Genomic DNA, 14,454 nt, shown 5'->3' on the forward strand with positions numbered 1-14,454 from the left:
AGGACGGCCTAGAAGGGGTGTACGCCCACCGGGCTCGCGGGCGGCGGGCCGTATCCCTCGGCGACCCGCTGGTGGTAGGTCTCGCGGTCGATGACCTCCAGGCCGACGATCTCCCAGGGCGGCAGCTTGGCGGTCTGGCGGTGCTCGCCCCACAGGCGCAGCGCGACGGCGGCGGCGTCGTGCAGATCGCGGGCCTCCTCCCAGTAGCGGATCTCCGCGTGGTCGTTGGCGTATCTGCTGGTCAGCAGAAAGGGGTGGTCGTGGGCGAGCTGTTCGAGGCCGCGCCGCACCTCCTTCAGGGGGGCCTCCTCGCCGGAGACGCTGAGGGTGACGTGCCACAGGCGCGGCAGGTCCTCCGGCGTCTCGTACCGGTCACCGGTCGCGACGCTGGTCAGGGCGCGCTCCTCGCCGACCGCGCGGGAGGCGGCACTCCTGGCGCCCCTGGCGCCCCCGGTGCCGCCTCGGGACACCGTCCCAGGGCGCACTCGTCTCACGACGGCCTCCTTCACGCGACGGTACGAGCAGCCCTCGTACCGAATGTGTCCCTGGGACAAAGTTGAGCAGGCCGCAAGAGTTCGCGGGGCGCTTTTGCGGAACGTCCACCTCAGGGCGACTTGCGAAACGGGCGTTCCCCCTGTTTTCGGCCACTGCTCGAGGCGGCCTCTGTTCGCGGCCCGTGTCGGCGGCTTCAGGGATGCAGGAGCACCAGATCGTCCCGGTGCACGACCTCGCGTTCGTAGGCCGGGCCCAGTTCGCGTGCGAGCTCGCGGGTCGAACGGCCGAGCAGCTGGGGGATCTCCTTGGCGTCGAAGTTGACGAGCCCGCGGGCCACCGCACGGCCGGTGCCGTCGCGCAGCTCGACCGGGTCCCCGGCGCTGAACTCCCCCTCCACGGCGGCGATTCCGGCCGGCAGCAGCGAGGTGCGGCGCTCGACCACCGCCCGCACCGCGCCGTCGTCCAGCGTGAGGGAGCCCCGCGGGGTGGAGGCGTGCTGCAGCCACAGCAGCCGGTCGGCGGAGCGCTTGCCCGCCGGGTGGAAGTAGGTGCCGGTGTCCTTGCCCGCGAGGGCGTCGGCCGCGTGGACGGCGCTGGTCAGGACCACGGGGATGCCGGCCGCGGCGGCGATCCTGGCGGCCTCGACCTTGGTGACCATGCCGCCGGTGCCCACGCCCGCCTTGCCCGCGCTGCCGATCTCCACGTGCGCCAGGTCCTCGGGGCCGCGCACCTGCGCCACCCGTGAGGTGCCGGGTTTGGTGGGGTCGCCGTCGTAGACGCCGTCGACGTCGGAGAGCAGCACCAGCAGGTCGGCGTGGACGAGGTGGGCGACGAGCGCGGCCAGCCGGTCGTTGTCGCCGAAGCGGATCTCGTCGGTGGCGACGGTGTCGTTCTCGTTGACGACGGGGAGGGCGCCCATCGCGAGCAGCTTGTCGAGGGTGCGCGAGGCGTTGCGGTGGTGGGCGCGGCGGCTCATGTCGTCGGAGGTGAGCAGTACCTGGCCGACGCGGACGCCGTAGCGGGCGAAGGAGGCGGTGTAGCGGGCGACGAGCAGGCCCTGGCCGACGCTCGCGGCGGCCTGCTGGCGGGCGAGGTCACGAGGGCGGCGGCGCAGGCCCAGCGGGGCGAGACCGGCGGCGATGGCGCCGGAGGAGACCAGGACGATCTCCTTCTCTCCCCCGCTGCGGCTCTTGGCGAGTACGTCGACGAGCGCGTCGACCCGGTCGGCGTCGAGACCGCCGGCGGCGGTGGTCAGCGACGAGGAACCCACCTTGACGACGATCCTGCGGGCCTCGCTCACGGCCTGCCTTGCCCCTGCCACCTTGGTCTTCCGTCCCCTCGCGCATTCCGGCTTCCCGACCGGCAATCTACGCGAAGAGGACCGGGTCCCGCGGGCCGGTCCAGTCCCCGGACAGGCGTGACGTAACCATTTGCTCACGCATTGCACAGGGCAAAAAGGTTGCACTGGTTGCCTATAGAAATCAAAGTGCGGGTAAATCTAATTTGAACGATGTGCAAGCCAAAGAAGTTCAGCGCGTGAAGCGCATCCTGCTGCGTTCGGGCAAGAGTCCCTTCGATGTCTTCCCCGTGGAGGAAGCCCTCCATCAGGACGTCATCGCCACCAACTCCGGCAACCTGATCTTCAGTGACGCCTCCCACAAGATCCTGGAGACACCGGGCACCGAGGTCGTCACGAACGGCATGCGGACCGATGTGGCGGCGGCGGAGCGGATCAACGAGGAGTACGACGCCTTCGTCGTGCCGCTGGCGAATGCTTTCCGGCCCTCGTTCGAGGTCTCGTTGAAGCGTCTGACCCGGCTGATCAGCAGGCTGCGGATCCCGGTCGTGGTGCTGGGGATCGGTGCGCAGGCCGGGCTGAACTACAGCGCGGCGCGGCTGAAGCCGATGGAGGAGTCGGTGCGCGCCTTCGTCGCGGCGGTGCTCGACCGCAGCGCCTCCATCGGGGTGCGCGGGGAGTTCACCGAGAAGTACCTCAACGACCTGGGGTTCCGTGACGTCGAAGTGATCGGCTGTCCGTCGCTGTTCATGTACGGCAAGGAACTCGCCGTGGACAAGCGGGGGCCGGCGCTGAGCGCCGAGTCGCGGATCGCGATCAACGGTTCGCACAGCGCGGTGCAGAAGCAGGGCCTGGACAAGCTCATCGAGCGCACCCACGCCCGCTACCCGAACCTGACCTTCATCGGACAGAACCTCAGCGACGCACGGCAGTTGCACTGGCGGGACCTGTCCCACCCGAACGCCGCCGTGACGGCGATCCCGACGCATCCCGACCACCCGATGTTCCGGCAGGACAAGGTCCGCGTCTACGTCGACCCGGTCACCTGGATCGACGACCTGCGCGCATACGACTTCTCCTTCGGCTCCCGCATCCACGGCAACATCGCGGCGCTGCTCGCGGGCACGCCCGCCACCGTGCTGTGCGGCGACTCGCGGACCCTGGAGCTGTGCCGCTACTTCGAGATCCCGCACCGGCGCATCGACAAGCAGACCCCGGACCTCGATCCCGCGCAGCTCTACGAGGAGGCGGACTTCACCGGTCTGATCGGCGGTCACCTGGAGCGCTTCGAGCGGTTCACGGGGTTCCTGGACCGCAACGGGCTGGAGAACACGTTCACGCACGGGGACGGCGGCGCCGCCTTCGAGGCCCGGTTGCGCTCCCTGGCCTTCCCGCCCGGTATCCGCCCCTGGAACGACACCGACATCACCTCCCTGACCTCCCGCTTCGGCTGGCTCCAGACCCGCATCAGCGAACTGACCCTGGACAACGCCCAGTTGAAACGAGAACTCGAGCGCCGAGCCGCCAAGGCCACCGCCACAGGCTCGACCTCCGTCTACCGCCGAGCCAGAACCGCAGTGGGCCGCCCCATCCGCCGGGCCCTGCAGTCGGGACGCCAGTAGGGGGGAAGGCTGCCGCACATCAGCCCGACCTGTGCACCCGCGAAACGACGACCAAGGCGGCGGTACCCCTGTCGGGCTTCTCCACCACGCCGGGCGCCGACCTCGAACTGCCCGAGGGGCCACGCCCATCCGGCAGGGCCCTGCACCCGACCGGCACACCGGAGTGACCCCCCGGCTCGCACCGCCGCTGCTGGACCCCCGGGAGGGCGACGCGTGGCGGGCGCCGCCGGTCGAGGACCTTGCCCTGACCGCCGCGCGGCTGCGCCCCAACCGGGCCGGACAGGCATGCCCCGACCGCACCGGCCGACCACCCTCGCGCCCCTATGCCGGCTGCGCCCCCTTGCTCGCCGAACACGCCCGCCGGGCCCCGAACTCCGCACCCGCGCCAAGCGGTTACCTCCCAGGCCCACCGTGACGACGGCCACCGCCTAACGACCGCGTCCTCCCTGCAGCTACAACTCCGGTCGGACCAACCTGACGGCCCGCTCCCCCACACCCGGCGCCCATCACGAGCAGGGCGACGGTCAGCGCCGATCCGGCGACTCTGCACCCGCACGACAGCGTGGCCCCACGCCCGCCGGGGCAGCCCCGCCCCACGGACGACGTCCCGACCGCGCCCGCCAGCCCCTGTTCCCCCACACCGGCGCCCACCTCGAACAGAGCCAGAACCCCACCGATCGGCCAGACCCCGCAGCCGCACGACGGCCTTGCCCGGCGAAAGCCGGAGTCGAACCTGACGGACCGTTCCGCCACACCCGGCGCCCATCACGAGCCGACGAAGGTCAGCGCCGATCCGGCAACCCCGCACCCGTACGACACCCTTGCCGCCCAGGCTCACCCAACGGTGCCCCGGCCGCCCTAGGCGGCAGAGACGCCCCTCAGGCCGCCGCTGCCGTCCCGCCCGGTGTGGGGGAGCCGGGGGTGGTGGGGCGGGGTTTCAGGGCGCGGCGGGCCCTGCGGGCTGCTCGGCGTAGGGCCGAGCCTGCGGTGGAGTGTTCGCGGTAGCCGGGGAAGGCCCGGGCCTCTCGGGGGGCGGCCAAGTAGATCGAGTCGGGTATGCCTGCCGAGCTGTCGCGGAAGTGCGGGTAGGCGAGGTAGAGGTGGCGGCCCTTCTTCTCCAGGAGGGCGGCGGCCTGCTTCTTCGCCTTGATGAACTCCACGACCTCCTTGAGGAGTTCGGGCCGCTCCTCGGCGACGAGATGCAGCCGCAACCGCTCCTCGACCTTGAGACGCCGGGCGACGCCCTCGTGCCAGAACTCCTGCATCAGCGGCTTCGCCAGCTCGAACTTGTGCCGGCGCACCTTCTCGCTGTCCTTGAGGTACCGCGGCCCGAACTGCGGCAGCAGCGTCACCAGGAAGGGCCTGATCATCAGCGCGTCACGGCGTTCCCCCGCCGGAACGTGCTCGGCTATCAGGTTCATCAGGGCGCGCGCGGAGTCGAAGCGCAGCGCGTAACCCCCGCTCTTGGTCACATGCTTGCCGTCCTCGCGCCCGACGAGGTAGTAGCAGGTGTAGTCGGCGAGCACGGACACCCCGTCGGCCCGCAGATACGCCTCCATCGTGAACAGCGCGTCCTCGCCGGTCCACAGGGACTCGTCGAAGTGCATGCCGTGCTGCTCCAGGAACTGCCGCCGGAACAGCTTCTGCGCGCTCAGCGTGAACTTGATGTTCGAGGAGAAGACGTCGGTGCGCTCCAGCGTGCGACCCCACATCGACTTCGGGGGGTTGCGGTTGATGCCCTCGACGCGGCCCAGGACCACGTCCGTGCCGTTGCGGTCGGCCATCGCGACCATCCGCTCCAGCGCCTCGGGGCCGAGCCGGTCGTCGGCGTCGAGGAAGAAGACGTAGCGCCCGGCGGCCTTGCCGAGTCCGACGTTGCGCGGCCCGCTCGGTCCGCCGGAGTTGTCCTGCCGGATCACCGTGACCGGCATGGTCGCCCGCCGCGCGAACTCCTCCAGATACTCCCCCGTCCCGTCCGTGGACCCGTCGTCCACGGCGATGACCTCGATGCGCTCTGCGTCGATGGTCTGTGCCTCCACGGACGCGAGGCACTCGACCAGATACGGCATCGCTTCGTACGCCCCGATGATCACGCTGACATCAGGCTGCGCGACGGTCACATTTCCCCCTTGGTCAAGGTGCATTTCCCCCGAATCCACATATTCGCTACCTGTTAGACGGGTGGCCACTTGAGGAGGTTGCCTAATTGCTCGTCGTTGGTGAGGTACGTCACAGCAGTCACCGGCGGCACAAGCCGCAGGAAGGGACAGACACCGGAAAGTACGCAGGAATGGTGGGAGTTGCTCAGGGTCCGGCCCAACCGGCGGTAAGAAACGGGAAAGAGCTCGGCCCCGAGGATCGCTCCTCGGGGCCGAGCTCTTCGTGCAGGAAGACCGTCAGTGCTGCTTGGTTCCGTCCGGCTCCCCGGCCGCCGGCACCGGCTGCGCCGGGGACAGCTGGTCCGACAGCTCGTCGGCCCCGGGCGCACCGCCCGCGCTGCGGGACTCCTGGCCGAGGTTGCGCGACTGGGCCTTGAGCGCCAGGTCCGCCACCGCGGCGTTGAACTGCTCGATGGACGTGGGCTCGTCCGGACCGAGCAGATACTCCTTCAGCTCCTTGCGGTCCTCGGCCAGCGCGTCGGCGGCCGGACTGCGCACCGCGCTCAGCAACTCGCCCAGTTCGGCGGCGCTGTTGGAGAGGATCACCGCGGCGCGCACCGCGGTGTTCTGCCGCTTGAACTCCTCCACGCCCAGCTCGGCGGAGTCCGTGACGGCGTACGGCTTGCCGCTCGCGATGAAGTCGGAGACCACGGAGGAGATGTCGGAGACCATCGCGTCGCAGACGTTGAAGCAGTCGTACAGACGCGGCTCGGCGCCCGAGATGACGCGGTGCTCGTAGGCGCTGAAGGAACGCCAGTAGGCGTCGTTCCACTCGCCGCGCAGCCGGGCGACCTCCTCGTGCCGGCCGAGGTCGACCACGCCGTCCCGGGTGGCCTCGGCCTCGTCGCCGCGGTCGCCCGCGGTGCCGGACAGCTCGGCGAGGCGGGCCTCGATCCGGGCCAGATCGCTCCTGGCCTGCTGCAGGGCGGCCGCGTCGACGGCGAAGCGCGGGTCGGCGGCGCGCTCGGCGGCGGCCTTCTCGACCAGGGCGGTGATGCGCCGGTGCGCGGCGCCCGCCTCCTTGCTGACGGTGCCGGTGAAGGGGTGCGGCTTGTACAGGACACGGACCGGCGGGTCGCTCGCGATCAGCTTCTTCACGATGTTCTCGCCGGCCAGGACGAGCGAGGTGTTGCCCGGGTTGCCGTCCCAGCCCTCCCAGGTGGGCGCGTACAGCACGGTCGGGCACTGTCCCTCGGCGGCCGGGACGCTCTGCCGGGTCTGGATCGGCGCCAGCTGCGGGCGGCCGACCTCGACGATGTCGTCGTCACGGACGCCGACGTCGGCGATGGCGTAGCGGTCGCGGCCCGCGCGTCCGGCGGTCCACACCTCGTCGTAGACCTTGCTGAACGGGTTGACGCTGGCCAGCTTGTCGCTGTCGCCGTGGCCGATGAAGACGTGCTTCATGGTGGGCACGCGCAGCATGTGGATGTTCTTGCCGACGTTCGCCGCGTAGAGCGCGACGCGCACCGTCGACAGCTCCATGTTCATCAGGTGCACACCGCCGGGCACGCAGATCACGGGGCAGGTGGTGGGCGCCAGGTTCGCCAGGATGACCCGCTCGCGCAGGATGACCAGCGGCTTGGAGTCCAGCTGCTCCATGGTCTCCAGCCACATGTTGACCTGGTACGCCGAGTCCTTGGAGCCGGAGAAGTACAGCACCGTCTCGGGGCCGTACTCGCGCAGCCAGTCGTCGACGGCCGCGAGCACCTTCTCCGCGTTCGGCGGGATCTTCCTGCCGCGGATGTACGGCACCAGGGCGCCGACGTACAGGCAGCCCAGGAACAGGGTGATGCCGATGCCGATGAAGCCGGGCACGGACGACTTCATGGCCGCGGCGACCAGAATGCCGGCGACGGCCGCGAGGTCGAGGTGGAGCATCTTCTCGGCCGAGCGGTTCAGCAGGTAGCGCGGCGGGGCGTCCGGGATGCGGATGCGCGACTTCAGGTCGACGTTGCGGGTGGCGACCGGCATCCGGCGGCGGTTGCGGATCAGCGTGACCAGGGCGCCGTGGGGGGCCTGCAGACCGTAGAACGCGATGAAGCAGGCGACCGCGCCGTAGTAGATCAGGTTGTCCGCGAACGACATCCGGGCCAGCAGCAGTATCAGCAGCAGCTCCCGGATCAGGAAGCGGATGGACAGGCCGGCGCGGACCTTGCTGAGGCGGTTGACCAGATAACTGCCCTTGCGGTGCAGATAGTGGTCCGCCAGGTACGTGACGGCGGCCGCGGCCGCGAAGGCGTAGACGCTCGGGACGAGCGCGGCCAGCATGAGCGCCGGGAAGCCCAGCATCATGAGCGCCGCCGCGGCCAGCTCGGCCGCGCTGCCCACCCGGGCGACGCGAATAGCGGTGGATATCACGGAGAACCTGCTCTGGGAGGGGGGGTGCCGGTTTTGTTCGGGACTGCGCAGGGTGTGTAGTAATTCGACGGGTGTACGGATTCAGGCCTCTGCGAACGCCGTGTCAATGCAACGCATTAACACCGGAAAGCAGAGGCCTGAATAACGGAAGACTAATTCCCGTCGAATATTACACGCCGTCCTGTCGGTCCAGAACCGAGGCCAGCGCGTGCTCGAACCCGGTCGCCTTCGCGGCACCCGCCGTCGGGTCCTGCTGGCGGACGTCGATGACATGGCCGGTCAGCTCGGAGAGCAGCACGTCCAGCGAGGTGCGGGCGACGGCCTCCGAGGAGAGCAGGCTGCCCGCCGGCTCCTGGCCGAAGGCCTTGGTGCGCATGGGCGTGGCGGTGCGCTCCGGGTTGATGCAGTTGACCCGGACGCCGTCGCCGGCCCACTCGTCGGACAGGGCCTGGGTGAGGTTCACCATGGCGGCCTTGGTCGAGGAGTAGAGGCTGTACTCGGCGCGGCCGCGGGTGTAGCTGCTGGAGGTGTACAGCAGCAGCTGGCCCTTGGTCTCCGCCAGGTACTTGTACGCGGAACGAGCGATCTGCACCGGTGCCAGGTAGTTGACCTTCAGCGCTTCCTCGATGGTCGCGTTGTCGGTCTCGGCGAGCTTGCCGATGCGCAGCACGCCCGCGGTGTTGACGACGTGGTCGATCCGGCCGGTCTCCGCGTACGCCTTGGACAGCGCGTCGTCGACCTCCTCCGGGTTCTCCACGTGGGTGCCGGTGGTGGAGCGGCCGAGCGCGTACACCTTGGCGCCGTAGGACTCGGCGAGCTCGGCGATGTCCTTGCCGATGCCGTACGAGCCGCCGAAGATCACGATGGTCTTGCCGCTCAGCAGCTCGCGGTACGCCTCCTCACCCACCTGCTCGGGCGCGGCGGTCGAGGCCAGCTGGAACAGCTTGTCGGCGATGAAGACGTCGACGGGCTGGGTGACCTTCATGTTGTACTCGTCGCCCGCCACGACGTGGATCGGCACGTCCGGCAGGTACTTGAGCACGACGGAGCAGTCGTCCGTGGCCTGGAAGTTGGGGTCACCGGCGGCGACCTCGTAGGCCCGGCGGATCGTGGACAGCTTGAAGGCCTGCGGGGTCTGGCCGCGGCGCAGCCGGGAGCGGTCCGGGATCTCGGTGATGAACTCGCCGTCCTCGCCGTGCGTGCGCGTGACGATGATGGTGTCGGCGGACGGGATGGCCACGTCGACGGCGTGGTAGCGCTCGAGGGCGGCCACGCAGTCGGTGATCACACGCTGCGAGAGCAGGGGGCGTACGGCGTCGTGGAACAGGACGTTGCGGTCCTCGCCCTCGGCCAGGCCCTCGCCGAGGGCCTCGATGGCCCGCTCGGTGGTCTCGTTCCGGGTCGAGCCGCCCTCGATGATCTTGCGGACCTTGGTGAAGCCGGCCTTGGCGACGATCTTCTCCACGTCGGGCACATAGCCCGGCGCCATCAGCACGATGATGTCGTCGATCGAGTCGGCGTTCTCGAAGGTGGTGAGGGTGTGCTCGATGACAGCCTTGCCGGCGATCTTCAGCAGCTGCTTGGGGATCGAGAGACCCACCCGCTGGCCGGTGCCACCGGCCAGGATCACTGCGGTGGTACGGGGCTTGGCTATGTGCTGGGACACAGAGGACCTACCTTGGGGCGTCAGGGAACGGGGAAATGGTCCCACTTGCGGTTACCGCTGTGCAAGGTGAACGCCCTTCGCTGCATATGTTCGCGCTACCTGGTATTCACCTTGCACTGCTGGTGACGCCGGGGCGTCCTGTGCGCGTTCCCGTGGAATTGCTGTGAGTAACTGCACAGCCGGTCAGCGCCGCCGCAGCTTCTTCAGGCAGCGGTGACCGAGCACCTTCACGAGTTCCACGGACGACGTCTGGTGAACCGTGCGCGCCTTGGCCGGAGTGGAGTGCCGCACCGGTACCTCGGCGGCCGCGGCGAGCGCGCCGTACAGGGCGTGTGCGGCCACCTCGGGGGCGATCCGCGGCTCCGCGGGCCGCTCGCCGGCGCTCTTCGGCAGGGCGGACAGCAGCGCGGGGTCGCCGAGGACACGTACGCCCATATGAGTGATGCCGTCAATCATCTCGCCGGCGATCCGGGCGGCGTCCTCGAGCGCCCATCGCGGAGTGGAGATCTTCACGTCCTGGGGCGTGGGGCTGCACGTGTTCTTCATATGCATGATCGCGCCGTTACGGACGAGCTTGGAATACAGCTCGTCCGGCAGCTCATTGCCGCGGAATTCCTTATTAAGATTCCGCAGCATTTCGGTCTCGGCGAGGGTAAGTGACCGATTCGCGGTGTCCGGAACCGGTTGCAGGAGATTCTCGGGCAGTCCGAGCAGCGCCTCGAAGGTGCGCATCAGCCGGTCCCGGTCCCGGTCGTCGACCACGACGACGGTGACCCGCTCAGGGCCGACCGCCCGCACCCAGCGCTCGACCAGCCGGTCGTGCCGGTGGCGGCGCCAGAAGCTGGGGTTGGGCTGCTCGTACGGGGCCTTGCGGAGCATGTGCTTCAGCCAGTCCTCGTAGCCCATCCGCAGTCCGTTCTGCACGTACTGCTGCCACTGCGAGGGCATGATGCGCGCGAGGGGGCGCAGGGTGACCAGGACGTGCACCCGGTCGCCGCCGAGCTGCTCGACGATCCGCGCGATGGTGTCGTCGTCCTCGGCGTCGGCGAAGAACTCGCTGCTGATCACGGCCGTGCGCCGGCCGGCAGCCTTCACCTGCTGCACCAGTCTGGCCCAGTGCTGCTCGGTGGGCACGGCGTCGCCCATCATCGCGGGGCGCGCGACGGCGGCGAGAACGGCCTCCATGGGGTGCCGGGTGTTCCCGGGGAACTCGACGCCGTGCTCGGGCAGCCGGTCCCGCGCGTCGAACAACGCGCCCTGGATCGCGGTCGTGCCGGTCTTGTGCGGGCCGATGTGCAGCAGCCGGGTGCCGGCGGGCAACGGGGCGGGGCGGGCGGCGGACTTCACCCGGGCGTCATCTCTCGTACAGTCGGTCTCCATGGTCAGAGGATGGTAAGAGGCACACCTGAGACTTACCTGAGAGAGACCTGGAACCCTGATGAGCCCCAGGCCCCCTCCCCCTCCCTGCCCGTCAGACCAATTCCACGCCCGGGCGCCCGCTCTCCACCCGCAGCCGCGCCAGCGTGCTCGGTGTGGCCTGCGGCTGGACCACCGTGTCCACCACCCGCACCTGCGCGTCGATCCCGTCACGCCGGATGTCGAAGAGGTGGTAGCCGCGATGGGCGTCGATGAGCTTCCAGTGCGGGTTGTCCGCCTTCAGCGGGTCCCACTGGGCATGGAAGGCGGCCTGGTCCTGGTCGCCGTTGCTGGAGATGGACGTGCCGACGAACTCGGCGCCCACGACCTCGGACTCGGGGTCGGAGTAGTCGGTCTTCAGGTCGCTGATCATCGTCAGGTGGCGGTCGCCGCTGAGCACGACCGGGTTGCGGACGTCGGCGAACTCGTCCAGCAGGGCGTTGCGTTCGACCTGGTAGCCGTCCCAGGCGTCGTAGTACCAGAGCTTGCCCTCGCCGGGCAGGATGTCGGTCTCGGCCATCATGATCTGCGAGGCGACGAGGTTCCAGCGGGCGGGCGAGTCGTGCATCCCGTCCAGCAGCCACTCCTTCTGCTCGGCGCCGAGCATCGTGAGCGAGGGGTCCTCGGCGTCCGCCTGGCTGGTCACCTGGTCGCTGCGGAACTGCCGGGTGTCGAGCACGTTCAGCCGCGCCAGGCGGCCGAACTCCAGGCGCCGGTACATCTGGATGTGCGGCCCGCTCGGGATCGCGCTCGCCCGCACCGGCATGTGCTCGTAGTACGCCTGGAAGGCCGCCGTCAGCCGGGCCACGAAGGCGTCGTGCGGCTGTTTGGCGGGGTCCTGCGGGATCTGCCCGGCCCAGTCGTTGTCCACCTCGTGGTCGTCGAAGGTGACCACCCAGGGCGCGTTCGCGTGCATCGCCGCCAGGTCGGGGTCGCTTCGGTACTGCGCGTACCGGTTGCGGTACTGCTCCAGGGTGTACGGCTCCCCCGTGCCCTCGTGCCGCCGCGGCCCCGCCGAGGAGGGCGTGGACTCGTAGATGTAGTCACCGACGAACAGGACGACGTCGGGGTCCTGTTCCAGCATGTCGGCGTACGGCGTGAAGTAGCCGTGCTGCCAGTTCTGACAGGAGGCGAGGGCGACGCGCAGGAAGCCGTTGCGCGCGTGCGGGTGGGGCGCGGTGCGGGTACGGCCGGTGGGCGAGACCTGGCCCTCCACCCGGAAGCGGTACCAGTACGCGCGGTCCGGGCGCAGCCCGCGGACGTCCACGTGCACGCTGTGCCCGTACTCGGGGCGGGCGTGGGCGACGCCCCGGCGCACCGGCTTTCTCAGCCGCGCGTCCTCGGCGATCTCCCACTCGACCGAGACCACACGGTCGGGCATGCCCCCGCCGTTCAGCGGGTCGGGGGCGAGTCTGGTCCACAGCACGATGCCGTCGGGCAGCGGGTCCCCGGAGGCGACCCCGAGGCTGAACACCCCGTCGGGCAGCGTCGCTCCGGCCGCCCGGGCGGTGCCCGGCAGCCAGAGCACGGCGGAGGCGGCAGCGCCGAGCACGGCGGTGCCGGCGGTCAGAAAGCGGCGTCGGTCGGGCGAGCTTGCTCCGGTCATCGGCTGACTCCCTTGCCTCGCGGGCCTGTTGGACACGTGAAAGCTCACGCAGCCGGACGGTCCACGGGCTGAACACGGGCCTTCGCGTGCATGACAAATGAGCAGACAACAGGAGACCCGTTGCGACACAGGAACAACGGGATGAACGTGCTCTGGTCACAACGGGTCGTGTGCCGCCTCAATTGACGGGCATGACGAGGATGTGCGGTAGGAGAGCTTCGAGCCGATTTTCGCGCTCTGAAGGGTCAGAAGGAGGCAGAAGGAGGGGCAGAAGGAGGGTCAGAAAGGCGTCAGAACGGCTCGAACCCGTCGAAGTCCCGGAGGGACTCGTCGCGTTCGGCTTCCCGGTCCCGGCGCCGCTGCGCCGCGGGACGGGGCGCCTCGAAGCGGTGGTCCTCACCACGGCGCCCCAGCATCTCCGCCCCGGCCATCACCGACGGCTCCCAGTCGAAGACGACCGCGTTGTCCTCGGGCCCGATGGCCACACCGTCGCCGGACCGGGCGCCCGCCTTCATCAACTCCTCCTCCACACCGAGGCGGTTGAGACGGTCGGCCAGATAGCCGACGGCCTCGTCGTTGTTGAAGTCGGTCTGCCGCACCCAGCGCTCGGGCTTCTCGCCGCGCACCCGGAACAGCGGCTCCCCGTCGGCCTCCTCGCGCGTGACGGTGAAGCCCGCGTCGTCCACGGCCTTGGGCCGGATGACGATCCGCGTCGCCTCCTCGGCGGGCCGCGCGGCCCGCGCCTTCGCGACCAGGTCGGCCAGCGCGAACGACAGCTCCTTCAGCCCGAGATGCGCGACGGCGGACACCTCGAAGACGCGGTATCCCCGCGCCTCCAGATCCGGCCGCACCATCTCGGCGAGGTCCTTGCCGTCCGGTACGTCGATCTTGTTCAGGACGACGATCCGCGGCCGCCGGTCGAGCCCGCCGTACTGCTTCAGCTCCTCCTCGATGACATCGAGGTCGGAGACGGGGTCCCGCTCGGACTCCAGCGTCGCCGTGTCCAGCACATGCACCAGCACACTGCACCGCTCCACATGGCGCAGGAACTCCAGGCCCAGGCCCCTGCCCTGGCTGGCGCCGGGGATCAGCCCGGGCACGTCCGCGATGGTGTACACGGTCGAACCGGCCGTCACGACACCGAGGTTCGGCACCAGCGTGGTGAAGGGATAGTCGGCGATCTTCGGCTTGGCGGCGCTCAGCACCGAGATCAGCGAGGACTTGCCCGCGCTCGGGTACCCCACGAGCGCCACGTCGGCGACGGTCTTCAGCTCCAGGACGATGTCCTGCAGATCCCCCGGCACGCCGAGCAGCGCGAAGCCGGGCGCCTTGCGCCGTGCCGAGGCGAGCGCCGCGTTGCCGAGCCCGCCGCGGCCGCCCTGTGCGGCGACGTAGGAGGTGCCCTGTCCGACCAGGTCGGCGAGGACGTTGCCCGCCTTGTCCAGGACGACCGTGCCGTCGGGCACCGGCAGCACCAGGTCCTGTCCGTCCTTGCCGCTTCGGTTGCCGCCCTCGCCGGGCTTGCCGTTGGTGGCCTTGCGGTGCGGGGAGTGGTGGTAGTCGAGCAGCGTCGTCACGGACTGGTCGACGGTGAGGATCACGTCCCCGCCGCGTCCGCCGTTGCCGCCGTCGGGTCCGCCGAGCGGCTTGAACTTCTCACGGTGGACGGAGGCACAGCCGTGGCCTCCGTTACCCGCGGCGACGTGCAGTTCGACGCGGTCCACGAAGGTGGTCATGGGATGTGCCTCCAGTTACGTACGGGTCTTGCCAGGTCAACACGCGAAAGGCGGACCCGCTTCCCACCAGGGAAGTGAGGTCCGCCTCGCGAAAGCTTC

9 protein-coding genes are annotated in these 14,454 nt (G+C 69.8%); 1 reads left to right on the top strand and 8 read right to left on the bottom strand.

Annotated features, from left to right (window positions below):
• Window positions 1-8: 8 nt before the first annotated feature.
• Together MQN93_RS05395 and proB are read right to left on the bottom strand one after the other, a co-directional pair.
• Window positions 9-485, bottom strand: a complete 477-nt coding sequence (locus MQN93_RS05395) for a DUF8830 family protein (RefSeq protein WP_037782422.1) — start codon at window positions 483-485, stop codon at window positions 9-11.
• Window positions 486-688: 203 nt separating this feature from the next.
• Window positions 689-1,795, bottom strand: a complete 1,107-nt coding sequence (proB, locus tag MQN93_RS05400; protein ID WP_242708927.1) for a glutamate 5-kinase — start codon at window positions 1,793-1,795, stop codon at window positions 689-691.
• A gap of 236 nt (window positions 1,796-2,031) precedes the next feature.
• On the opposite strand from proB, the gene MQN93_RS05405 reads away from it, so the two are divergent.
• Complete coding sequence (locus MQN93_RS05405) at window positions 2,032-3,414, top strand: polysaccharide pyruvyl transferase family protein (RefSeq protein WP_242708542.1); 1,383 nt, start codon at window positions 2,032-2,034, stop codon at window positions 3,412-3,414.
• Between the two features lie 878 nt (window positions 3,415-4,292).
• Here MQN93_RS05405 and MQN93_RS05410 read toward each other — a convergent pair.
• The 6 genes from MQN93_RS05410 to obgE all read right to left on the bottom strand — a co-directional run bounded on the left by MQN93_RS05410 (window position 4,293) and on the right by obgE (window position 14,355).
• Window positions 4,293-5,534 carry a glycosyltransferase family 2 protein gene (locus MQN93_RS05410; RefSeq protein WP_242708543.1) on the bottom strand — a complete coding sequence of 414 codons (1,242 nt, stop codon included), beginning with the start codon at window positions 5,532-5,534 and terminating at the stop codon, window positions 4,293-4,295.
• A gap of 276 nt (window positions 5,535-5,810) precedes the next feature.
• Window positions 5,811-7,931: a CDP-glycerol glycerophosphotransferase family protein gene (locus MQN93_RS05415; RefSeq protein ID WP_242708544.1), complete on the bottom strand. Its 2,121-nt coding sequence runs from the start codon at window positions 7,929-7,931 to the stop codon at window positions 5,811-5,813.
• Window positions 7,932-8,100: 169 nt separating this feature from the next.
• Window positions 8,101-9,597, bottom strand: coding sequence for a bifunctional cytidylyltransferase/SDR family oxidoreductase (locus tag MQN93_RS05420; RefSeq protein ID WP_016435217.1), 1,497 nt, complete (start codon window positions 9,595-9,597; stop codon window positions 8,101-8,103).
• 183 nt (window positions 9,598-9,780) lie between these two features.
• Window positions 9,781-10,977, bottom strand: a complete 1,197-nt coding sequence (locus tag MQN93_RS05425; RefSeq protein WP_016435216.1) for a hypothetical protein — start codon at window positions 10,975-10,977, stop codon at window positions 9,781-9,783.
• Between the two features lie 91 nt (window positions 10,978-11,068).
• Window positions 11,069-12,619, bottom strand: a complete 1,551-nt coding sequence (locus MQN93_RS05430; protein WP_242708545.1) for an alkaline phosphatase D family protein — start codon at window positions 12,617-12,619, stop codon at window positions 11,069-11,071.
• 290 nt (window positions 12,620-12,909) lie between these two features.
• Window positions 12,910-14,355, bottom strand: a complete 1,446-nt coding sequence (gene obgE, locus MQN93_RS05435; RefSeq protein WP_016435213.1) for a GTPase ObgE — start codon at window positions 14,353-14,355, stop codon at window positions 12,910-12,912.
• Window positions 14,356-14,454 lie beyond the last annotated feature (99 nt).

Source organism: Streptomyces spinosisporus (genome assembly GCF_022698145.1).
GTDB classification, from domain to species: Bacteria; Actinomycetota; Actinomycetes; order Streptomycetales; family Streptomycetaceae; genus Streptomyces; species Streptomyces spinosisporus.

Bases quoted from the DNA above. Each gene is read 5' to 3' on its own strand.
- MQN93_RS05425 (WP_016435216.1), bottom strand. From the start codon at position 10,977: ATGGAGACCGACTGTACGAGAGATGACGCCCGGGTGAAGTCCGCCGCC.
- MQN93_RS05430 (WP_242708545.1), bottom strand. From the start codon at position 12,619: ATGACCGGAGCAAGCTCGCCCGACCGACGCCGCTTTCTGACCGCCGGC.
- obgE (WP_016435213.1), bottom strand. From the start codon at position 14,355: ATGACCACCTTCGTGGACCGCGTCGAACTGCACGTCGCCGCGGGTAAC.